The 21,245-nt window shown below is 69.6% G+C and carries 17 protein-coding genes and 2 pseudogenes; 3 read left to right on the forward strand and 16 right to left on the reverse strand.

Features of this window, described 5'->3' with window-relative positions:
* Positions 1 to 30 precede the first annotated feature (30 nt).
* The 9 genes from ACJ512_RS07635 to hisN form a co-directional block, all read right to left on the reverse strand.
* The gene (locus ACJ512_RS07635; protein ID WP_407687702.1) at positions 31 to 1,233 is read right to left on the reverse strand and encodes a CaiB/BaiF CoA transferase family protein; all 1,203 of its coding nucleotides are present in this window, start codon (positions 1,231 to 1,233) and stop codon (positions 31 to 33) included.
* A complete protein-coding gene (locus ACJ512_RS07640; RefSeq protein ID WP_407687703.1) occupies positions 1,233 to 2,405 on the reverse strand; it encodes an alpha/beta hydrolase family protein in 1,173 nt (390 codons plus the stop codon). The genes ACJ512_RS07635 and ACJ512_RS07640 overlap by 1 nt, the downstream gene beginning before the upstream one ends.
* Positions 2,405 to 3,508, reverse strand: coding sequence for a homogentisate 1,2-dioxygenase (locus tag ACJ512_RS07645; RefSeq protein ID WP_407687704.1), 1,104 nt, complete (start codon positions 3,506 to 3,508; stop codon positions 2,405 to 2,407). Before ACJ512_RS07645 ends, ACJ512_RS07640 begins: the two co-directional genes overlap by 1 nt.
* Positions 3,509 to 3,792: 284 nt before the next feature.
* A complete protein-coding gene (locus ACJ512_RS07650) occupies positions 3,793 to 4,764 on the reverse strand; it encodes an NADPH:quinone oxidoreductase family protein (protein WP_407687705.1) in 972 nt (323 codons plus the stop codon).
* Positions 4,765 to 4,803: 39 nt separating this feature from the next.
* A complete protein-coding gene (locus ACJ512_RS07655; protein WP_407687706.1) occupies positions 4,804 to 5,802 on the reverse strand; it encodes an acrylyl-CoA reductase family protein in 999 nt (332 codons plus the stop codon).
* A gap of 102 nt (positions 5,803 to 5,904) precedes the next feature.
* The gene (locus ACJ512_RS07660; protein ID WP_407687707.1) at positions 5,905 to 7,110 is read right to left on the reverse strand and encodes an acyl-CoA dehydrogenase family protein; all 1,206 of its coding nucleotides are present in this window, start codon (positions 7,108 to 7,110) and stop codon (positions 5,905 to 5,907) included.
* A gap of 48 nt (positions 7,111 to 7,158) precedes the next feature.
* Complete coding sequence (locus ACJ512_RS07665) at positions 7,159 to 8,484, reverse strand: acyl-CoA dehydrogenase family protein (protein WP_461480101.1); 1,326 nt, start codon at positions 8,482 to 8,484, stop codon at positions 7,159 to 7,161.
* A 177-nt stretch (positions 8,485 to 8,661) separates the two neighbouring features.
* On the reverse strand, positions 8,662 to 10,056 hold the full coding sequence (locus ACJ512_RS07670) for an IS1380 family transposase (RefSeq protein ID WP_461479798.1): 1,395 nt from the start codon (positions 10,054 to 10,056) through the stop codon (positions 8,662 to 8,664).
* A gap of 322 nt (positions 10,057 to 10,378) precedes the next feature.
* Positions 10,379 to 11,164: a histidinol-phosphatase gene (gene hisN / locus ACJ512_RS07675; protein ID WP_407689432.1), complete on the reverse strand. Its 786-nt coding sequence runs from the start codon at positions 11,162 to 11,164 to the stop codon at positions 10,379 to 10,381.
* Between the two features lie 34 nt (positions 11,165 to 11,198).
* Between hisN and ACJ512_RS07680 the strand changes: the two genes are divergently transcribed.
* The gene (locus ACJ512_RS07680; protein ID WP_407689433.1) at positions 11,199 to 11,558 is read left to right on the forward strand and encodes a hypothetical protein; all 360 of its coding nucleotides are present in this window, start codon (positions 11,199 to 11,201) and stop codon (positions 11,556 to 11,558) included.
* On the opposite strand, the gene ACJ512_RS07685 is transcribed toward ACJ512_RS07680, so the two are convergent.
* The 5 genes and pseudogenes from ACJ512_RS07685 to ACJ512_RS07705 all read right to left on the reverse strand — a co-directional run.
* Positions 11,555 to 11,806 carry a hypothetical protein gene (locus ACJ512_RS07685; protein WP_407689434.1) on the reverse strand — a complete coding sequence of 84 codons (252 nt, stop codon included), beginning with the start codon at positions 11,804 to 11,806 and terminating at the stop codon, positions 11,555 to 11,557. The two genes, ACJ512_RS07680 and ACJ512_RS07685, sit on opposite strands and share 4 nt — an antisense overlap.
* A 91-nt stretch (positions 11,807 to 11,897) precedes the next feature.
* A pseudogene (locus tag ACJ512_RS07690) lies at positions 11,898 to 12,098 on the reverse strand (PPE domain-containing protein); the annotation flags it as partial.
* 9 nt (positions 12,099 to 12,107) lie between these two features.
* Positions 12,108 to 13,193 (reverse strand): PPE family protein, encoded by a 1,086-nt coding sequence (locus tag ACJ512_RS07695; protein WP_407689435.1) that lies wholly within the window; start codon positions 13,191 to 13,193, stop codon positions 12,108 to 12,110.
* A gap of 84 nt (positions 13,194 to 13,277) precedes the next feature.
* Positions 13,278 to 14,423 carry a PPE family protein gene (locus tag ACJ512_RS07700; RefSeq protein WP_407689436.1) on the reverse strand — a complete coding sequence of 382 codons (1,146 nt, stop codon included), beginning with the start codon at positions 14,421 to 14,423 and terminating at the stop codon, positions 13,278 to 13,280.
* Between the two features lie 304 nt (positions 14,424 to 14,727).
* Positions 14,728 to 15,240, reverse strand: a pseudogene (locus ACJ512_RS07705) (SPFH domain-containing protein); the annotation flags it as partial.
* Positions 15,241 to 15,518: 278 nt separating this feature from the next.
* On the opposite strand from ACJ512_RS07705, the gene ACJ512_RS07710 reads away from it, so the two are divergent.
* On the forward strand, positions 15,519 to 16,316 hold the full coding sequence (locus tag ACJ512_RS07710) for a universal stress protein (RefSeq protein WP_407689437.1): 798 nt from the start codon (positions 15,519 to 15,521) through the stop codon (positions 16,314 to 16,316).
* Between the two features lie 9 nt (positions 16,317 to 16,325).
* Entirely contained in the window at positions 16,326 to 18,050 is a 1,725-nt protein-coding gene (locus ACJ512_RS07715) for a GAF domain-containing sensor histidine kinase (protein WP_407689438.1), read from the forward strand.
* Between the two features lie 91 nt (positions 18,051 to 18,141).
* Here the strand turns inward: ACJ512_RS07715 and ACJ512_RS07720 are convergent, their stop codons facing one another.
* Positions 18,142 to 19,614 carry an IS110 family RNA-guided transposase gene (locus tag ACJ512_RS07720; protein ID WP_461480019.1) on the reverse strand — a complete coding sequence of 491 codons (1,473 nt, stop codon included), beginning with the start codon at positions 19,612 to 19,614 and terminating at the stop codon, positions 18,142 to 18,144.
* Positions 19,615 to 19,854: 240 nt separating this feature from the next.
* Positions 19,855 to 21,231 (reverse strand): FAD-dependent oxidoreductase, encoded by a 1,377-nt coding sequence (locus ACJ512_RS07725; RefSeq protein WP_407689108.1) that lies wholly within the window; start codon positions 21,229 to 21,231, stop codon positions 19,855 to 19,857.
* Between the last annotated feature and the right edge of the window lie 14 nt (positions 21,232 to 21,245).

Below are 21,245 nucleotides of genomic sequence, written 5' to 3' on the forward strand. Positions count from 1 at the left end.
TCGCTGCGCTCTGCATCGTCGCCGGTGCGGTCACAGCACCCCCTCCGCCCTCAATTCGTCGAGCTCCGCGGCGGTCCTGCCCAGCAGCCCGGTGTAGACGTCGTCGTTGTGCTGCCCCGGGCGGGCGGGGCCGGCGTTGCGGACGCCGCCGGGCGACTCGGAGAGCACCGGCACGACGCCCGGGCCCAGCACCGTGCGCCGCAGCCGCTCGTCGTAGTGCTCGACCAACATGCCGCGGGCGCGCAGCTGCGGGTCACGCACCACCTCCGCGACCGTATTGATCGGCCCGGCGATCACGCCCGCGGCGCTGAGGGTTTCGATGATCTCTGCCGGGCCGCGTCGTGCGGCCCAGTCGCCGATGATCGCGTCGAGCTCGTCCTGGTTGCGGCCGCGGGCCACGTGCGTGGCGAACCGGTCGTCTCCTGCGAGCTCCGGGCGGCCCATTGCCTTGCACAGCCGGCCGAACACGGTGTCCTGGTTGGCGGCGATCACCACCCACGAGCCGTCGGCGCTGCGGTAGATGTTCGACGGCGCGATGCCCTCGAGCCGGGTGCCCGACGGTCCGCGCACCACACCACCGACGTCATAGTCGGGAATGGTGGATTCCTGCACGGCCAAACAGGATTCGGTCAGGGCGACGTCGACCACCTGGCCGCGTCCGGTGACGCTGCGGCGGTACAGGGCGGCCAGCGCGCCCTGCGCGCCGAACATGCCGGCCAGGCTGTCGCCCAGCGAGAGCGCCAGCCGGGGCGGCGGGCCGCCGGGGAAGCCGTTGAGGTGCCGCAGCCCGCTGGCGGCCTCGGCCACCGAGGCGTAACCGGCCTTGTGCGCCTCGGGGCCGGTCTGCCCGTAGCCGGACACCCGGACCAGGATTACGCCCGGGTTGCGCGCGCTGAGCACCTCGTAGCCCAGCTCCCACTTCTCCAGGGTGCCGGGCCGGAAGTTCTCCACCACGATGTCGGATTTCGCCACGAGATCGAGGAACAGTTCCCTGCCGCGGGGCCGGCGCAGGTCCAGCGTGACGGCCCGCTTGTTGCGCGCGTGCACCGTCCAGAAGACGTGCTGCCCGTCGACCTCGGCCTGGCCCCAGGTCCGCAACGGGTCCGGGGCGCCGGGCGGTTCGACCTTGATGACGTCGGCGCCCATGTCCCCGAGCAGGCGCCCGGCAAACGGCCCGGCGATCAGGGTGCCCAGCTCGAGCACCCGGATCCCGTCGAGCGGTCCAGCCGGCATCAGCGCCTCGCGAAGTCGTGGCGGCCCAGCCAATCGGTCACGATGTCGACGGCCGCGCGCAGCTTGTCGCGCTGCTCGGGGCCCGCGTAATAGTGTGTGGCGCCGGGAATCTCGTGCATCTCCTTGTCATGGTGCCCGATCGCATCGAACAGCCGCCGGGTGTGGCTGGGCGTGCAGGCGTCGTCGGCCAGATTACCGATCACCAGCGCCGGGACGGCGATGTCGCGCCCGCACGTCACGCCGTCGCCGCGGGCGTCGTCGTAACTCCACTGCGACAGCCAGCCGCGCAGCGTGGAGAAGCGGGCCAGCCCGACCGGGCTCATGTTCACCACCCGGGGGTCGCCCAGGTAGCAGGTTCCCGGGGCGCGTTCGTTGGGATCGACCGTCGGGTCCAGCCAGCGCGGGTCGGCCATGGTGCCGTGCACGACGAAGCAGAATTCTTCGTCGGGGCGCCCCGACGACTTCAGTTCGGCCAGCTTGTCTTTGACCCACGCGGTGATGCGCCGGTTGCGGTCGATCTGGGCCGCCCGGTAGCGGTTCAGGAATTCCTGGGTGTAGGGCGGCTGGTTGGGGTTGTCGGGGTTGTAGAGGTCCAGTTCGGGATCGCGCCTGGTGGGGTCGGACTCGTCGAGGATGGAGGCGTCCAGCCATTCGGTGAGCGTGCCGTGGCGGCTGATGTGCGCGGCCAGCAGCATGATGCCGTCGGCGGGCGGCAGGTCCAGGGCCGTGAGGTCGGGTCCGTCGCCGGACGGGCTCGAGGTGATGGTCGCGTGCTGGGCCTGCTGCTGGTAGAACACCGACAGCGAACCGCCGCCGCTCCACCCGGCCAGCACCACCTTGGTGTAGCCCAGCCGGTTCTTGGCGTCCTTGATGCACTCGCCGAGGTCCTCGACCACCTTCTCCATCAGCAGGCCCGAATCCGTGCCGCGAAACCGGCTGTTGCAGTAGATGACGTGATGCCCGGCCCGGGCCAGCGCGTTGATCATCGGCAGGTAGGCGCCGCCGCCGATCGGGTGCATGAACACCAGCACGGTGTCCGAGGGCTCGTCCTTCGGCCTCAGCAGATAGCTCTCCAGCACGGTGATCTCGGCGAGCCCGCCGTAGACGTCGCGGACCGCGGAGTTGTTCTGGAACGCAACCAGATACGGGATGCGCTCGTATTCGTGTTTCATCAGTGCTGCCCCAGGTCGTGGGCCAGCACCTCGGCCGACGGGGTCAGCCGGCGGCGGGTGTCGACGGCGATCACCTGCCAGTCCACCCGCGAATACTCGTCGAACTTGCGGCGCGCCCGCTCCCGCGCCTTTTCCGGCGCGCCGTGGTGAATTCCCTGCGGTGCGTGGGTGATCAGACCGGGGGGCATCGGGATGCCGTAGAGCGAGCCGCCGTGGAAGAAGGCGATCTCGTCGTAGTCGACGTTGCGGTGATACCACGGGGTGCGCTCGGTGCCGGGGACGCCCTCGGCGGGCTTGGGCAGGAAGTTCATCACATACACGCCGGTGGCCTGCATGAACAGGTGCACGGTCGGCGGCAGGTGCACGCTGTCGGAGGTGACGACGTTGTAGTCGGCGATGTTGAACGTGAACGCGAAGTTGTCGCCGCGCCAGCCCTCGATGTCGAGCGGATTGTGTTGGTAATACAGGGTTGTCGTGCCGGCATCCGCAACGGGCCGGTGGACGACGCGGAGCTCGTATTCGTCGCGGCCGTCATCCTCGACGGGTGCGGGTTCGGGGATGGTGGCCTGGGAGGGGTCGAACGGGAAGTGCCGGCCCAGAGCGCCCGGGGGAGGGACGCGCAGCTCGTCGGTGGTCTCGATCATCAGCAGCGTCGTCTCGCACTCGGGCACCTGCCGCCAGGTGCACGCCTTGGGCAGGTAGACCCAGTCGCCCTCCCGGTAGCGCAGCGGCCCGAACTCGGTCTCGAGAAGGCCGGAGCCGCGGTGCACGAAGCACAGCAGGTCCCCGTCGACGTGGCGGGTGTAGAAGGGCATCGGTTCGTGGCGGCGGCTCAACGATATTCGGCAGTCGTCGTTGTCGAACATGAGCAGCGGGCCGCCGCGCGCATCGGTGGCGTCGCCGGGTTTCAGCGCGTCGGACAGCACGTCGACGGGCCGCAGCGGGCCGACCGCCCGGTAGGCGGTGGGATCGTGGCGGCGGTAGAGATTGGCGGTCCGGCCCGTGAACCCGCCGCGGCCCAGCTCGTCGTCTTTCAGCCCCTCGAGGTCGGCGTGCAGCCGCCGCGGCGTCCTGCCTTTGCGCAGATGAACGAAGGATTCCATGGGGCGACTCCGGGGTGGTACGGCCAGGGCGCAAAACTAAAAGTGACATTAGTTTTCTTTTCTTCGCCGTGCAAGGGCTTTTGCGAGCTGCGCCAGCCACAGCAGTCCGCGCCGGACGGGGACGCGCATTCTGCCCGCCTCATAGCGACACCCACCTCATAGGCGAAATGTGAAGGGCGCACTCAGCGGACCCGATTGTCGCTATGAGGCGGGCACATAGTCGGTCGCTCCGCGCCGGAGGCGGGTGGGGCAGACGTGACCGCGCGGTGCTCGCCGCCGGGTCATCAATCGCGAACTCGGAGAACGACTTTCCCTTTGGCGGTGCGGTTCTCCAGGGAAGCGACCGCGGCGGCGGCCTCCTCGAGCGGGTAGACCACCGGTTCCGGCGGGGTCAGCCGGCCGGAGCTGAGCAGTTCCTCGAGGCCGGCCCACTGCTCGGCCAGCGCGTTGGGGTGGGTGCCGGTCCAGGCGCCCCAGCCGACACCGACCACGTCGATGTTGTTGAGCAGCAACCTGTTCACCTTCACGGTGGGGATCTCCCCGCCGGTGAACCCGACGACCAGCAGGCGGCCCCCGGGCGCGAGCGAGCGCAACGAGTCGGTGAACCTGTCCCCGCCGACCGGGTCGACGACGACGTCGACCCCGCGCCCGTCGGTCAACTCCTTGACCGCGTCCTTGAAGCCCTCGGCCAGCACCACGTCCGTCGCGCCGGCCGCCGTGGCGATCTCGGACTTCTCCGGCGTGCTGACCACCGCGATGGTGCGCGCCGCCCCGAGCACCGGTGCCAGCCGCAGCGCCGACGTCCCGATGCCCCCGGCCGCGCCATGCACCAGCACCGTCTCGCCGTGGGCCAGCCGGCCGCGGACCGTCAGCGCGAAGTACACCGTCAGATCGTTGAACAGCAGGCCGGCGCCCGCCTCGAAGCTGACGTTGTCGGGCAACCTGAAGACCCGGTCCGGCGAGAGCACCGCGACCTCGGCCATGCCGCCGGACAGCATCGTCAGCCCGACCACCCGGTCACCGGCGCGCACGTGGGCGCCCTCGGGCGCCGATCGCACCACCCCGGCGATCTCGGCGCCCAGCACGAACGGCGGATCCGGCCGGTACTGGTAGAGGCCCCGGCTGAGCAGCGCGTCGGGGAACGCGACCCCGGCGGCGTGCACGTCGACGACCACGCCGTCGCCTTTGGGTTCCTCGGCCTCGGTCACCTCGATCGCGTCCGGACCGTCCAGCCGAGTCACTTGTGCCGCGCGCATGCCACCTCCATCGTCGGTGCCGATCAGCCTACTTCCGCCTCAGAATCCGCCGGCGACCCGGACCACCGCCCGGCCGGAGTGCGTCCCGGCCCGCAGCTGATCGAGCACGCCGGCAACGTCTTTGACGTCGACGTCGCGGGTCAGCGACGTCAGATGACGCGGCCGCAGCGAATCGGCCAGCAGCGCCCACAACTCCTGGCGCGGGCCGATCGGCATCTGCACCGAGTCCATTCCCAGCAGCGCGATGCCGCGCAGGATGAACGGCAGCACCGTGGTGTGCAGGGCCGCCCCGCCGGTGAGGCCGCTGCAGGCGACCGCGCCGCCGTAGTCGACGGCACTGAGCACGTCGGCGAGCGTCGCGCCGCCCACGCAGTCCACCGCCGCGGCCCAGCGCGTCTTGGCGAGCGGCCGCGCCGCCGCCCCGGGGTCGGCGGGCAACCGGCCGATGATCTCCGCGGCGCCAAGCTCATTCAGCAGCCCGGCGGCCGACTCCTTGCCGGTCGATGCCACCACGCGGTAGCCGGCGGCGGCCAGCAGGTCCACGCTGACCGCACCGACGCCGCCCGAGGCGCCGGTGACGACCACCGGTCCCGCATCCGGCGGGACACCCCAGTCGATCAGCGCCCGCACGCTCATGGCCGCGGTGAAGCCGGCGGTGCCGATCGCCGCGCCCTCGTACGGGCTCAGCGCGCCCAGCGCCACCACCTGGTCGGCCGGTAGCCGCGCGTATTCGGCGTATCCGCCGTGGTGTCCGGTGCCGATCTGGTAACCGTGCGCCAGTACCGCGTCGCCGACGGCGAAGCCGGGGGAGCGCGACTCGACCACCTCGCCCGTCAGGTCGATGCCCGGCACCACGGGGTAATGCCGCACCACGCCGCCGCCCGGTGTCAGCGCGAGCGCGTCCTTGTAGTTGACACTCGAGTACAGCACCCGGATCGTCACCTCGCCGGGCGGCAGGTCCGAACCGCTCAGAGTCTCGACCGATGCGGTGATCCGGTCGCCGTCCTGGCGTGCGACCAGCGCCTGAAAGGTGTCCATCGTCTCGACGCTAGCCGTCAGGTTTCGCCGAACGTGCACGCAGGGCGAAAGCCGGTCGACACCTCGCCGTGGTCACCCGCTCGGCGCGGCTGACCGCGCTCGCTACTTGAGTTCGGCCGACGACAAGCCCAGCAGACGGCGGGCGACGACCAACTGCTGGATCTGCTGGGTGCCCTCGAAGATGTCGAGAATTTTGGAGTCGCGTGCCCACTTCTCCAGCAGCGTGTGCTCGGAATAGCCCGTGGTGCCGGCCAGTTCGACGGTCTTGCAGGTGATGTCGGTGGCCACCCGGCCCGCCTTGGCCTTGCTCATCGAGGCCTCTTTGGAGTTGGGGATGTTGTTGTCGGCCTGCCACGCCGCGCGCAGGGACAGCAGGTAGCTGGCCTCCCAGTCGGCCTCCATCCGCAGGAACTCGGCCGCCGCGGCGCTCTGCACGTGCGACGGCCTGTCGTAGGAGATCTCCACCCCGGCGGCGGTGAGGATCTTGCGGATCTCCTCGAGCGCGGCGCGGGCGACACCGACGGCCATGGCGGCCACGATCGGGCGGGTGTTGTCGAAAGTCTCCATCACCCCCGAAAAGCCCTTGCTGACCTCGATCTCGGGACTGCCGAGCAGGTTCTCCCTGGGAATGCGGGCGTTGTCGAACCGGATCGCCGCGGTGTCGGATCCCTTAATGCCGAGCTTGCGCTCGAGCCGTTCGACCGTGACGCCGGGATGGTCGCGGGGAACGATGAACGACTTGATCGCCGCGCGGCCCGCCGACTTGTCCAGCGTGGCCCACACCACGATGTGGGTGGCGCGCGAACCGGCGGTGACATAGATCTTCTCGCCGTTGATGACGTACTCGTCGCCGTCGAGGGTGGCGGTGGTGGACACGGCCGCCGAGTCCGACCCGAATCCCGGTTCGGTGATCGCCATCGCCGCCCACACCTTGCCCAGGCGCTCCAGCTGCTCGTCGGTGGCGACCGCGGAGATGGCCGCGTTGCCCAGTCCCTGATAGGGGACCGAGAGCATCATCGCCAGATCGCCCCAGCTGGCCTCCAGGGTCTGCAGCAGCGCGGCCATGTTGGCACCGTTGTGGTTGGTGTCGCGCCGTTCCTCCTCATCGCGCAGCGCGTCCGCGCCGGCGAAGGCCATCGCCGAGGACGCGCCCTCGAACAGGCTGAAGAGCGTGTCGAGCTCGACGGGGTAGGCGTGCTCGTTCAAGTCGTATTTGCGCGCGATCGGCCGCATCAACTCGGCGGCCCCCTGATGGGTCGTGTCCATCACCGCTTGCAGTTTGCGAGGAAGTTCCAGATTGATTGCCATGATTGAACTTTCGGCTCGGGTTGGACGGGGCTCCGATGTGGAAGCGACTCAGATGACGACGACGCCCTCGGCGACGCCGATGGCCCGCAGGTCGCGGTACCAGCGCTCGACCGGGTGCTCTTTGGTGTAGCCGTGGCCGCCGAGCAGCTGCACGCCGTCCAGGCCGATCTGCATGCCCTTGTCGGCGCCGAGCCGCTTGGCCAGCGCCGCCTCGCGGGTGAACGTCAGGCCCTGTTCGGCGCGCGCGGCGCCGCGCCAGGTGATCAGCCGCAGGCCGTCGAGTTCGATGGCGATGTTGGCGCACATGAAGGCGACCGCCTGGCGATGGGCGACGGGTTCGCCGAAGGCTTCGCGCTCCTTGACGTACGGGACGACGTAGTCCAGCACCGCGTGCGAGGTGCCGACGGCCAGCGCCGCCCACCCCAGCCGCGCCAGTGCCAGCGCCTCGGAGTAGTCGTCGTCGCAGGCGTCGTCCTCGCCCAGCCGGGCGTGCAGCGGCACCGACACCCCGGACAGCTCGACCTGACCCAGGGCCGCCGCGCGGATCCCCATGCTCGGATCGGCCTTGACGGTCAGACCCGCGGCGGACGACTCGACGATGAACAGGGCGGGCTTGCCGTTGAGTTGCGCGCCGACGACGAACAGCTCGGCGTCGGCGGCGGCGGGAACCAGTGACTTCACGCCGTCGAGCCGGTAGCCGCTCGGGGTGCGCACCGCCGTCGTCCGCAACCGGGTCGGGTCGAAGAGCGGGTGCGGCTCGGCGATGGCGACGCACGCCTGCGGGACGTTCTCGCCGGCGAACGCCGGCAGGTAGGTGGCCTGCTGGTCGGCGCTGCCCCAATGGGTCAGCGCGGCTGCCACCCCGCCCGGGGCCAGGATCGGCAGCGCCAGGCCCATGTCGCCGTAGGCCAGCGCCTCGGTCACCAGCACGTTGGTCACGCTGGAGCGGTGCGCGGCGATGCCGTCGAAGTCCTCGGGGATGTTGATCGCGGTGATGCCCAGCTCGGCGGCCTTGGCGATCAGGTCGGGCGGGTAGGCGGCGGCCTCGTCGGCGTCGTGCGCCGCCGGGCGCAGTATCTCCTCGGCGAATTCCCCGACCGTCTCGACGATCAGCTTCTGGTCCTCGTCGGGCGTCAGATCGAAATAGTCCTTGCCGCTGGCCTTCAGCCGCGTCGGCCCGCTGCGCAGGTTCTGGACCCGCTTGAACTGCCGGGAAGCGGCGGCGCCGGTGGAGAAGATCGTCTTGGCACCGTAGCCGAGGCCGCGGTTGAGCGGGCCGCGCAGGCCGTACTTGTCCAGGAAGTCCTGGCCGACGAGCGGGGTGATCAGACCCTGATTTTTCAGCCGGCTTGTGATGATCTTGTTTTCGGTGATCGGGTCGGTGACGGCTGCGCTGTTGGGACGCGCTGACGGGGTTGGAAGCTGTTGGGCGATGGCGTAACTGGGTGCGCACACGGCTGCGGCGGCGGGGTAACCGGTTTCGGGCGTGGCCGATCGCGGTGTGAGGTTCGGGATGTGTTGCGAGGGTGTGCTTTTAGGTGCGGGTGGCGGTCAACCGAAGGCTGGTAGTGCCCGGATGCGGTGCAGCGCCGCGATGAACGCCTGCAGGTGCGGGTAGGCGGCGCCGAAGCGCAGATGCAGGCGCCGGCCGTGGCGCACCAGCCGGGCGGCGACGTTGAAAAACGCCAGGCGTAGTCGTTTGCCGCGCGCTCGACGTACCGTGCGGGGTAGCGCCAGGGTGCGCAACCACAGCGCGATGTTGTGGGCGAGCGCGGCAGCGTGCCAGTACAGCCAGTTACCGAAGAACGATTGCACCGGGGCGTGGATCATCCCGAAGTCGTTCTTGAGCGCCCGGATGGTGTCCTCGGGGATACCACCGCGCAGCCGGTGATGCGCCTCGACCTCGGCTGCGCTGAGCCGCTCGGCAGAAACGTTGGTGATGATCGCGTGCAACCGCCAGCCATCCAGGTCATCGAAGGCCAACTGGTCACCGCACCCTTTGGGTTGACGGCGCACGATCAACCGCACGCTGCGCCCGAGCAACGTAGTGGTGGTCTGGGCGATCTGGCTGCCTTTGTCGGTCTCATGCCCCAACGCCGCAACCCATGCCGTGCCCGGATCGGTTGCCAGGGCGTGAATTACGGCCGCGACCGGCTTGTACTGTTTGACCGTGACCGAGTAGTCCGCGTCGTGGCGTTCGGCCGCCTCGATCACCTGCTGCTGATAGCCCGCCGAGTCGACCCGCAGCCACAACCGGTACTTACCGCGGCAACCGGCCGGGATCGCACTGACACACTCATCGATGAAGCTACCCATCGCCCGACCGTCGTTGGCCGCCCCGCCCCGGGCCCGCAGTGCGAGCACATCCCCGGTCTCCCCGCACACCCCCACCAGCGGGGACAGGGCGGTTTGTCCGGTACGCGAAAACGCGCTGCCTTCTTTGCCCGGCCCGTAGGTGGCCACCCGGGTGGCGTCGGGGTCGATGGTGAGCCGATCGCCCTCAGGGGCGGCGCCGGCCGCCCAGGCTCGACGCAGCATCACCCGGTTGACCGCGGCGGCCTTGACCACCCGACCCAAATCCGCACCCGCCAAAAACCGCCACAACGTAGGTACCGACGGCAACGCGTTGGTCCCGCGCAGCACCGTGGTTGCCGGGTCGGCCAGTAACGCCCGATCACTCAAGAAGTCCCCACCGGCCAGCAGTGTCTCGGTCAGCGCCCGGTAGCACTGCCCACCGGTGTAGCCACCCGGCCCGATCGGGCGCAGCCCACGCCGATCGGCCTCGGCGACCACGTTGAGCCGGTCCAGCAGCGGACCCCATAACGCGACCCCCGCCACCGGCGTCAGATCGTCCTCCGACGCGGCAACCACCGGGTGCGGCACGGCGCGCTGCGGACTCGCCAGCACCACATCATCGACATCGAACAACAAACCGGTAGCATTCACCTCGCGGGTGCCCTTCTGCTCGGGACAGCATGACTGTTGACACCATGATTTTCCCTTGCACGAAGGGCACTTTCGCATCACGACACGGCGATCACCCCACACCAGGCTGAAAAATCAGGGTCAGAGCGATCGCGATGTCGATGGCGGTGCGCTTGTGCGGTTGCATCCCGACGGCCGTGACGCCCCCGCCCCGTCGGGGCCTGCGGGAGGAATCGGAGTTCGAACCGGAACGAGTTGCGGTCATGTCGGCAGCCTCTGTCGTTGGGGCAGTGCGGATAGCCCTATCTTACTCCGGAGTAAGATAGATGGCGCCGCCTGTTACCTAATTCACAACAATCCTGCCCAGCACCTGCTGGTGCAACAGGCCGTTGGTGGCCACGGCGCTGCCGCTGTGCGGACCCGCCACCCCGTCCAGGCCGGTGAACTCCCCACCCGCTTCGCGCACCAGGATGTCGAGTGCGGCCAGGTCCCATACCGAAACCTCCGGCTCGGCGGCGATGTCGACGGCGCCCTCGGCGACGAGGCAGTAGGACAGGAAGTCGCCGTAGGCGCGCACCCGCCACACGGCGTCGGTCAACTCGATGAAGCGGTCGCGCAGGCCGCGCTGCGCCCACCCCGACAGGCTCGAGAACGACAGGCTGGCCGAATCCAGTTGGGCCACCGCCGAAACCGACAACCGGCGGGGTGGGTCACCGTCGAACCCGACGAACGCGCCGTGGCCGCGGGCCGCCCACCACCGGCGCCGCAACGCCGGCGCGCTCACCACACCGACCGTCGGGACGCCGTCGGTGAGCAACGCGATCAGGCTGGCCCACACCGGCACCCCGCGGACGAAGTTCTTCGTCCCGTCGATCGGGTCGATCACCCACTGCCGCCCGCGGAATGTCGTTGTCCCGCCGAACTCCTCGCCCAGGACGCTGTCGTCCGGCCGGTCGCGCCCGAGCAGCTCACGCAGTTCGGTCTCCACGGCGCGATCGGCGTCGGTCACCGGTGTCAGGTCCGGCTTGGTGTCGACGTGCAGGTCCAGCGCACCGAACCGGGTGCGGGTCAGCGCGTCCGCGCGGTCGGCCAGCGTCAGCGCCAGCGCCAGATCCTCCGGGGGGCTCATGACAGCAGTCCTACCATGGCTCTAACCTGGCCCCGTGTGGGAATTCGGTGTGCTGCTCATCCTGGTGGCGGTGCTGGGGGTGTTCCTTGCCCAGCGATTCCTCTCCCGCGGGCCGCGCGGGGAGTCGCTCGCCGGCACGCTGCTGGTGACCGGCGTCAGTCCGCGGCCGGACGCCACCGGTAGGCAGTACGTCACCATCGCCGGTGTCATCAACGGGCCCACCGTCGCCGAGCACGCCGTCTATCAGCGCATGGAGGTCGACGTCGACCAATGGCCGACGATGGGTCAGCTGCTGCCGGTGGTGTACTCGCCCAAGAATCCCGACAACTGGAGGCTGGCACCGCCCCAGCCGCCCCAGCCGCCCCAGCCGCCCGAGCCGCCGCCCGGAGGCTAGCCACCGGTCAGGGGACGGCTCATCGCCGTGATCCGCACGCCGTAGCGCGGGACGACGGTCGAGGGGCGGAAGGTCTTGCCGGCGGGCGGATCGGACAGCCCGGCAAGGCCGGGAAGGGCACCCCCGAGCGCGGACGGCGGCGCCGCCCCCAGGTCGGGCAACATCCTCAAGTTGTTCATGACGTCGATGACGCCCGCGGGAAAGTCCGAGTAGTCGTCGAGTTGGCTCATCACGGTGTCGATGGCCACGGCAGAATCGAAGGCCGTCGGGGCGAACCCGGTCGCCTCAGTTGTCGACAGCGCCCCCGAAGCGGCCTGTGAAAGCCACCCCCGCGGCGGTGTCGACGGCTCGCACGACCGCGGCGTTCTGGGTGCTCAGCCCTGCCTCGTTGGCGGTTTGCCGCGGCGAGTTGAACGGCGGCAGCGTGGTGGTGGCCGTGGCGGCGCCGGCGGCGTAGCCGTACATCGCGGTGGTGTCTTGGGCCCAGTACTCGACGTACTGGGCTTCGGTGGCCGCGATCGCGGCGGTGTTGTGGCGAAATCCACCCCGTCACCCGGCCGCCGGCGGCCTCGACATGACCGTGGGCCGGGCGCCGTACCGCGGGACGACCAACGTGGCCCGTGAGCCGGTCCCATCCGGTACCCCGGGGATGCCCGGCATGCCGGAGGCCGGCTGAGCCGGGCCGCCCGTCGCCGCGGCCGAGACGTCGGTGCCCGGCAACGCCGTGACCGTGCCGCCGACCGGTGTCGTCCAACTCGCCGGCACCGACATCGACCCGATCGTGCCCGCGCGGGCAAGGGTTGCGGTGACGCTCCCCAGGCCCGGGCCGCCGCCCAGGCTCGACGCGGACAGCGCGGGCGCCGCCTCCGCTGCCTCCGCCGCCGCCGCGAGGTCGGGCAGAATCCCCAACCTGTCCTCGGCCCCGATGATCCCGGTCTCGATCAAGCCCGTCTTGGCGGTGGAATTTATCGCGGTGCCCACGGCCCTGATCGCGATGAAAACGGTGAGGCTATCCGGCAGGAGCGACGCCTTGGTGGGCAGGATCGACGGCGCCGCGCTCGTCGTGGCCGCCAGCGCGTTCGTCGCCGCCGAGAGCGCCCGTGACACCGCGGTGGCGGTGTGGGGGGAGTGGAAGGGCGGCAGTGTGGCGGTGGCGGTGGCGGCGTTGGTGGCGTAGCCGTACATGGCGGTGGCGTCTTGGGCCCAGTATTCGGCGTATTGGGCTTCGGTGGCTGCGATGGCGGCGGTGTTTTGGCCGAAGAAGTTGGTGGCGATCAGGGCTGCCAGTTGGGTGCGGTTGGCGGTGACCGCGGCGGGGGGCACGGTCATGGCGAAGGCCAGTTCGTAGGCGGCGGCGGCGGCGCGGGCGTGCAGGGCGGTTTGTCTGGTGTGTTCGGCGGTGGTGTGCAGCCAGTCCAGGTAGGGGGTGGTGGTGGCCGTCATGGTCTGGGCGGCCGGGCCGTGCCAGTGCAGGGTGGACAGGGCCGAGAACACCGATGCGCAGGTGGCGGCGGTGATGTCCAGTTCGGCCGACACCGCGTCCCAGGAGCCCGCGGCGGCCATCAGTGAGCCCGAGCCTGGGCCGGCGTACATCCGGCCGGAGTTGACCTCCGGCGGCAAGAAAGCGAAATCCATTGTCCCACTTTTCTTTAGCTGCTAAGCGCGGCGAACCGTTGCGGTGTTGCCACCGCCCGGGCCGCCCGCGGGCCGGAGTTCGGGTCAGCCGGCCGCCGGCGGGCGCGGCATCACCGTCAACTTGACGCCGTATCGGGGCGGGGCGCCCACGCCGACGCCGCGCGCGGCCATTCCCCCGGGCATCCCCGGGTAGCCCGGGTAGCCGGATGCGGCCGCCTCTTCGGTTCCCGGCAGCGTGGTCATCCCGGCGGGCTCCAGCGCCGCGATGGTGCTGGCCGACGGTGCGGACCAGCTGGCCGGCACGGACATCTGTCCGATCGCGCCCGCACGGGCCAGGGTCGCGGTGACGTTGCCCAGCCCCGCGGCACCGCCCGTGGAGGCGCCGCTGAGCGCCGGGGTGATCTCGGCCGGAGCGGCGGCAGCGGCGGCGGCGGCGCCGAGGTTGGGCAAGATGCCCAGGTTGTTCTCGGCGCCGATGACGCCGGCGGGCAACGCCTCCATGTAATAGGTGGAGTTGATCGCGGTGCCGGTGGCCTGTATGGCGTCAAGAACGGCCAGGTCTCTGAGAATGCTCGGTGAGCCGGCGGGCAGGATCGAGGTCGCCGCGTTGGAAAACCCCGACAGCGCCTGCGCCACCGGGTTCGACGCGGCGGCGCCGTTGGCGGCGTTGTTGACGGCCGCGTTCTGAGCGCTCAGCCCGGATTGGTCGGTGCCGTTGTGCGGCGAGGAGAACGACGACAACTGCGTCGTCGCCGCCTTCGCGGCGGTGTCATAGCCGGACATCGCGGTGGCGTCCTGGGCCCAATACTCGGCGTACTGCGCATCGGTCTGCGCGATCGCCGCGGTGTTCTGGCCCAAGATGTTGGTCGCCACCAGGTGGGACAGCCGGGTGCGGTTGGCCGCGACGGCCGGCGGGGGCACCGTCATCGCATACGCATGTTCGTATGCGGCCGCCGCCGTCCTGGCGGCCATGGCAGTCTGCTTGGCCTGCTCGGCTGTCGACTGCAGCCAATTCATGTACCGGGCGGCGGTGGCCGCCATCGCCTCGCTGGCCAGGCCGCGCCAATGCAGGTCCAGGCCCGAAACCGCCGACTCGTAGCCCTCGGCGGTGGTGCTCAATTCGGCGGACACCGCGTCCCAACTTCCCGCGGCGGCCAGCAGCGAGCCGGCGCCGGGACCGGAATACATCCGGGTGGAATTGATCTCCGGAGGGAAGAAGAGGTAGTCCATGCGTCATATCTCCTTAACTGAGGGGGAGGAGCGGCTGCGGAGGGGGCGAACAACCAAAGAGTCTGTGAGTCAGAGGATCTCAGGCCTGCGGGGCGCGTGGGCGGGAATGCCGTCAGACGACGCGGGGCGGGCACCAATCAGCCCGCTGGTGGGGCATGCGCGCAGGGCATTCGCGGTGACCTTCACTCGGGACCGCCATAAAAATGGCAAGACGGCATGGGCGGTGCATGCGATTTATATTAATTTCTTGCGGTGATTGAGTGAAATCTGAATATTGGCAGAAGAGCCACACCACCCGCACCTCTCAGCTCCGGTGTGCGACGTTGTCCTTCCCGAACGCGGCGATACTTTCCAGCAGCTCCGGGTGCCGCAGAAATGGCGTGATGATGTCCACGGGCAGCGGGGAGACGACGGTCGAATTCTGATCTGCGCCCAATTCGAGCAGCGTTTGCAGGTAGCGCAATTGCAGCGACGCGGGGTTCTTCGAGAGCGTCTCGGCCGCCGCCCGCAATTGTTCGGATGCCTGCAACTCGCCGCGCGCGTTGATGACCTTTGCGCGACGTTCGCGTTCGGCCTCGGCTTCCCGGGCCATCGCCCGCTGCATCGACTCCGGGATCTCGACGTCCTTGATCTCGACCACCCGCACCTGCACGCCCCACGGTTCGGTCTGCTTCTCGATGATCGTGCGCAGGTCGCTGTTGAGCTCCTCCCGGTGCGCCAGCAGCGTGTCCAGGTCGGCGCGGCCCAACAGCGAGCGCAACGTCGTCTGAGCGATCTGTGAAGTCGCCACGGCGTAGTTCTCCACCGCCAGGATCGCGCAGCTGGCCGGCGACGTCGTCGGTGGCCATCCGCAGGTACTCGGCCGTGTAGTGCCATCCAATGTTTCCTCGCGTACTTGTCACGGGCCACGGATACAGCGGTGCCTGACGCCCCCGAGGAACGCCACAACCCATCCAAATTGGCGTCGGGCCGCCTTGGCAACCTGTTGCGATACGGCGAATAGGGACCAATGACACCCGTTTGTGCATCCAATGCCTCTGCGCCTCCCCGGATTGCCGCAGCTAGCGTGCGGAGGGAACGAGCCGGGGAGAGCACATGCTTCATTCAGCTGCGACCGTCGTCGTCGGCGTGGACGGGTCCAAGGCGGCCACCGATGCGGCCCGGTGGGCGGTCGACGAGGCGGTCGGCCGGGACATACCGCTGCGGCTGGTCTACGTCATCGAGCCGTCGGACCCGGTGGGCGCGGAAGTCGAGACGGGCGGGCATGCCGCCGCGCGGTCGGCCCTACGCGACGCTCAGCGCGCGGTCGAGGCGACCGGCAAGCCGGTGAAGATCGAAACCGAAATCCTCACGGGCAAGCCGCTAGTCGCGCTGATGGAAGAGTCCAGGGCGGCCGCGATGATCTGTGTGGGGGCGCTCGGACTCAACCACGCCCACCACGGCGTCGGTTCGCTGGCCGCGGCCGTGGCCGCCTCGGCCCTGTGTCCGGTGGCGGTCATCCGGCGGGCGCCGGGCCGGCCGGCGCACCGGCAGGTCAGCCGGGTCGTCGTGGAAGCGGACAATGCCGCGCTGTTGCGCTTCGCCTTCGACGAGGCCCGGCTGCGGCGGGCGCCGCTGTGCGCGATCTCGGTGTCTGCGACGGCCGGCCCCGACAACACCGACGGGAGACGGCTGGCGCAGGCGGAACTGCGCCGGCGGATCGCCCCGTGGGAGCACCTGTACCCCGACGTGCCGGTCGAGTCCGGCGTCGTGCGCGGAACCGTCGACAAATATCTGGCCGCCGCCGAGGAGCCCGACCAATTGTTCGTCACCGACTCGCGCGCCTGCCGCCAGTTGTGCGGCACCCCCAATGCCAAACACTCCGTTCTCGCTTTGCGTTTCGGAAACCTGTAGGGCGGCGCGATGACTCCCGCACAGGCCGGGACGGAAACGGTTCCCGACGGGGATGGCGCCGCCGTGCGCCGGCTGCGCCACACGTTGCCCCAACTCCGGCTGCGCGAGCTCCTGGCCGAGGTGCAGGACCGCGTCGAGCAGATGGTCGAGGGGCGCGACCGCCTCGACGGGCTGGTGGAGGCGATGCTGGTGGTCACCGCCGGGCTGGAGCTGGATGACACCCTGCGCTCGATCGTGCACTCGGCGACCGATCTGGTGGACGCGCGCTACGGCGCCCTGGAGGTGCACGACCGGAATCGCCGGGTATCGCAATTCGTTCACGAGGGCATCGACGAGGAGACGGTGCGGCGCATCGGCCACGTCCCCGAGGGCAAGGGGATCGTCGGCCTGCTGATCGGCGAACCCGCACCGCTGCGGCTGGACAACATCGCGGATCACCCTGCCGCGGTGGGGTTTCCGCCGCATCATCCGCCGATGCGGACCTTCCTGGGGGTGCCGATCCGGGTGCGCGACGAATCGTTCGGGACTCTCTACCTGGCCGACAAGCTCAGCGGGCAGCCGTTCAGCGACGACGACGAGGTGCTGGTCCAGGCACTGGCCGCAGCCGCCGGTATCGCCGTGGCGAATGCCCGGCTCTACGAGCAGGCCAGGGCGCGCCAGTCCTGGATCGAGGCCACGCGCGACATCGCAACGGAACTGCTGTCCGGTACGGAGCCCGCGACGGTGTTCCGGCTCGTCGCAGAAGAGGCGCTGACGCTGACCGCGGCCGACGGTGTCGTCGTGGCGGTCCCCGTCGACGAGGGGATGCCGATCGCCGGCGCCCACGAGCTGCTGGTGATCGAAACCGGAGGCAACGTAACGCCTTCGGCGATCGGGCGAACCCTTGCGGTGGTGCGTACACCGCTCGCCGACGTGCTGGCCGACGGTGCTCCGTTACAGGTCGAACACTTCGACCTGGACGGTGCGGACCTGGGGCCCGCCCTGGTGTTGCCGCTGCGGGCCACCGGCACCGTCGCCGGCGTCGTGGTCATGCTGCATGGCGGCGCGGTGGGCTCGTTCACCGACGAACAGGTGGAGATGATGGCCGCGTTCGCCGACCAGGCGGCGCTGGCCTGGCAGCTGGCCACCTCGCAGCGCCGGATGCGCGAACTCGACGTGGTCACCGAGCGGGACCGCATCGCGCGCGACCTGCACGACCACGTGATACAGCGGCTCTTCGCCGTCGGGCTGACGTTGCAGGCCGCGGCCCCGCTCGCGCGCGTGCCCGAAGTGCAGCGGCGGCTCGCCGACGCCGTGGACGACCTGCAGGGTGTCATCCAGAAGATCCAGACGACCATCTACGGCCTGCACGGGGCGCCGCAGGGCGCCTCGCTGCGCGAACGGATCGACGAGGCGGTCGCCCGGCTCGCCGGCGACCTGCGCACCAGCGTGCAGTGCGTCGGGCCGTTGTCGGTGCTCGAGGGCGCCCTGGCCGAACACGCCGAGGCGGTGGTCTGCGAAGCGCTCGTCAACGCGGTGCGCCATGCCCGGGTCGCCGCGGTGACGATCCGGGTCGTGGTCGGCGACGATCTGTGCATCGAGGTGAGCGACGACGGTTGCGGCACAACGGAAGCCAGCAGCCGCCGGAGTCTGGCACGCCTGCGGCGGCGGGCGGAGCAGGTCGGCGGCGAGCTCACCGTCGAGACCACCGCCACCGGTGGAACAACGCTGCGGTGGACGGCGCCGCTCGTCTGACCGGTAAATGATCCAAGGTGACCAGACGCGCGACAGCTTCCGGCGGAGCTTGCGGAGCCGGATTACGTTTGGGTGGTGCGTGGTTAGGGGTTCAGGCGGCGGGTTCGAGGGTGACCCGATAGCCGAGGGCGGTGAGTTGGGCGATGTGGTTACGCATGCGGCGTTCGACGTTGATGCGCAGTGTGTGGTAGTCGGGCCCGAGGTCATGAAAACGCGCGAGCGGGTCGGCCAGCAGATGCCAGACGATGACCAGGATGGAGCGGGCGACCGCGACCAGGGCTTTGAGCTTGCCGCGGCGTTTGACGATGCGGCGGTAGCGCTGGCCGAGGAAGGTGTCGGTGCGGGCGGCCGCGGCAGCGGCTTGCCCGAGCGCGCCCTTGAGGTACGGGTTGCCCTTGCCGGTGCGGCCGCCCCGGGTGACGGGCCCGGATTGGATGGTGCGCGGGCACAGCTTCGCCCACGCCACGAGATGGCCCGGGGTGGGAAAACGGGTCATGTCCAGCCCGATCTCGGCGATGATCACTTGCGCGTTGTGTTCACCGACGCCGGTGATCTCGTCGAGACGCTCGAGGACACTCAGGCGCTCGCACTCGGCCTCAACGGCGGGATCCACCCGAGTCGGCGTGCCGCCGGTGAATCCGGCTGCACCTCGATCTGGCAGCGGCCCGGTATCGGATCGGTCACCTGGGTTGGGTGCGGTGGTGTCGTCGCCGCCACCGTGATCGACCGGGGCGGTCTCGGGCAACTCGGCGATCAGGTCCTCGATCCGGCCGGTGAGGGTGTTGATCTGGGTGCTGAGCGCATCGATCTGGGCCAACAGCATCCGGGCCAGCTCGGCGTGATGGTCATCAAAGCGCCCGTCGAGTGCGGTCATCAGTTCCGAGCGCTTGGCCCTCATCCGCCCGCGAGCCAGCTCGGCCAACCGCCGCGCATCGCGTTCCCCGGCGATGAGCGCCTCGATCATGTCCCGCGTCGACATCGTGTCAAGCCGCGACGCCACGACCGACACCTTGATCAACGCATCCTCGAGCAACTTTTCCAGCCGCTGCCAGTAACGGCTGCGTTCGCGGGTCAGATCCTCGCGCAGCCGGGTGTAGTCGCGCAACCGCCGGATCTTGGCCGGGGGCACAAACGACGGCCGCAGCAGGCCCTTCTCGGTCAACTTGGCCAACCAGACAGCGTCGAGTTTGTCCGTCTTCGGCCGGCCCGGCACATTCTTCACATCCCGGGCATTGACCAGCTGCACCGACAGGCCCGCAGCCTCCAGCAGGTAATACCAGATCCGCCAATAATCCGAGGTCGACTCCACGGTGATCTTCTCCACCCCGAGGTCAACCAACTGCTCACCCAGCTCGGTAATGGCCCCGGTACGCGCGGGAACGTCCCACACCCGGCTAAACCGGCGCCCAGACTTGCCGGGCAATCGCACGCACACCTTCCCGGTCGCCTTGGCCACATCGACCGCGGCGACCCGCTCGATAACCAACTCATACTCGGCGTCAGGAATTACCTCCGGCGCCGCCCTATCGACCGGCGCCGGCCTACGTTTCCGTCCACTGACCATTTCGCTTGCCCTCCATCCGAATCCGTACCAATCCATCGGGTGGGCCGCCTGGGGGCCTCGGTCAAGGGAACCGAAATTCTGACCGGCGTGCTCGAAGCAACAGTGCGTGACCCTTCCAGGTCGGGCCCCGGCACCAGGCTGACTAACGGGCTCCACAGCCCAAGGAAGCGTCGGCGTCGACAGGCGACCCGAACCCATTTTCACGCCTACGAGGCGTCACCGACAGGGACAGGGGGCTGACTAACCGTGGCCGATGCGCAGCAGCTCCGCCAGGTCGGGCAGTTTGACGCGGGGCCGTCCCTGCGCCTCGCCGGCGGCGCGCTCGTAGCGGTCGATGAGTTGCCAGTGGTCGGCGGTGACCAGCTTGGGCTGGCGCGAGGCCAGCCACTCGGCCAGTTCGTCGGCACGGGCGGCTCCGCGCCCGGCCGGCACGTCCGAGCCGACGCCGGTCAGGTCGGCGATCAGGGTGTCGACGGTGTCCTGGGAGTCCTTTTTGTTGGTGCCGATGACACCGCTCGGCCCCCGCTTGATCCAACCGACGACGTATTCGTTGCGGCTGCCCGCTATCCGGCCGTCGGTGTGGGGGATGGTCCCGGTCCGCTCGTCGAACGGCAGCCCCGGGATCGGCACACCGCGGTAGCCGACCGACCGCACCACCAACTGGGCCGGCAGCTCCTCGCGCTCACCGGTGTCCTGCGCCGTCACCCGCCCGCCGGCGTCGGTGACCAGTTCGTTGCGGCCGAGCACGATGCTTTCCACCTTGCCGTCGCCCTTGATCTCGATCGGCGAGGTCAGGAACCGGAACACCATGCGCCGGTGCCCCGGACGGGGTTCGCGGACGGCATAGTCGCGCAGCACCTTGATGTTCTGCTTGGCGGTCTTGCCCGCCGCGGCCGCGTCCTCGTCGGTGATGCCTTCCAGCTGGGCGGGGTCGACGATCACGTCCACCCCCTCGAGGTCGGCGAGCTCGCGCAGCTCCAGCGTGGTGAACGCGGCCTGCAGGGGGCCGCGCCGGCCCACCAGGACGACTTCCTGCACACCGCAGGGCCGCAGCGTCTCCAGCGCGTGGTCGGCGATGTCGGTGCGCGCCAGCACTTCCGGGTCGGTGATCAGGATGCGGGCGACGTCGAGTGCGACGTTGCCGTTGCCGATGACGACGGCCCGTGCGCCCGACAGGTCGGGCGTCATCCGCGCGAAGTTGGGATGGGCGTTGTACCAGCCCACGAAGTCGACGGCGGCGACGCTGCCCTGCAGGTCTTCGCCGGGAATGTGCAGCGCCCGGTCCGACTGGGCCCCGACGGCGTAGACGACGGCGTCGTAGCGCTCGGCGAGCTCGCCCGCCGAGACGTGTTCGCCCACCATCACGTTGCCGAAGAACCGGAAGCGCGGGTCTTCGGCGGTCTTCTCGAATTGCTTGCTGATCGACTTGATCTTCGGGTGATCGGGCGCCACCCCCGACCGGACCAGTCCCCACGGGGTCGGCAGCATCTCCAGCATGTCGACGTAGATGTCGAAATCCTCCGACGCGTCGGCCGCCTTGAGCAGGGAGGCCGCGGCGAAGAATCCCGACGGTCCGGAGCCGACGATGGCTATGTGATACGGGTGGGGCGTACGCATGCTCAAGCCTTTGC

This window comes from Mycobacterium cajalii, from assembly GCF_045809005.2.
In the GTDB taxonomy this organism is placed as follows: domain Bacteria; phylum Actinomycetota; class Actinomycetes; order Mycobacteriales; family Mycobacteriaceae; genus Mycobacterium.

Coding starts and splice junctions, on each gene's coding strand:
- ACJ512_RS07700 (WP_407689436.1), bottom strand. CDS start 14,423: ATGGACTACCTCTTCTTCCCTCCGGAGATCAATTCCACCCGGATGTAT.
- ACJ512_RS07655 (WP_407687706.1), bottom strand. CDS start 5,802: ATGGACACCTTTCAGGCGCTGGTCGCACGCCAGGACGGCGACCGGATC.
- ACJ512_RS07635 (WP_407687702.1), bottom strand. CDS start 1,233: ATGCCGGCTGGACCGCTCGACGGGATCCGGGTGCTCGAGCTGGGCACC.
- ACJ512_RS07725 (WP_407689108.1), bottom strand. CDS start 21,231: ATGCGTACGCCCCACCCGTATCACATAGCCATCGTCGGCTCCGGACCG.
- hisN (WP_407689432.1), bottom strand. CDS start 11,164: ATGAGCCCCCCGGAGGATCTGGCGCTGGCGCTGACGCTGGCCGACCGC.
- ACJ512_RS07645 (WP_407687704.1), bottom strand. CDS start 3,508: ATGGAATCCTTCGTTCATCTGCGCAAAGGCAGGACGCCGCGGCGGCTG.
- ACJ512_RS07695 (WP_407689435.1), bottom strand. CDS start 13,193: ATGGATTTCGCTTTCTTGCCGCCGGAGGTCAACTCCGGCCGGATGTAC.
- ACJ512_RS07640 (WP_407687703.1), bottom strand. CDS start 2,405: ATGAAACACGAATACGAGCGCATCCCGTATCTGGTTGCGTTCCAGAAC.
- ACJ512_RS07715 (WP_407689438.1), top strand. CDS start 16,326: ATGACTCCCGCACAGGCCGGGACGGAAACGGTTCCCGACGGGGATGGC.
- ACJ512_RS07710 (WP_407689437.1), top strand. CDS start 15,519: ATGCTTCATTCAGCTGCGACCGTCGTCGTCGGCGTGGACGGGTCCAAG.
- ACJ512_RS07660 (WP_407687707.1), bottom strand. CDS start 7,110: ATGGCAATCAATCTGGAACTTCCTCGCAAACTGCAAGCGGTGATGGAC.
- ACJ512_RS07720 (WP_461480019.1), bottom strand. CDS start 19,614: ATGGTCAGTGGACGGAAACGTAGGCCGGCGCCGGTCGATAGGGCGGCG.
- ACJ512_RS07650 (WP_407687705.1), bottom strand. CDS start 4,764: ATGCGCGCGGCACAAGTGACTCGGCTGGACGGTCCGGACGCGATCGAG.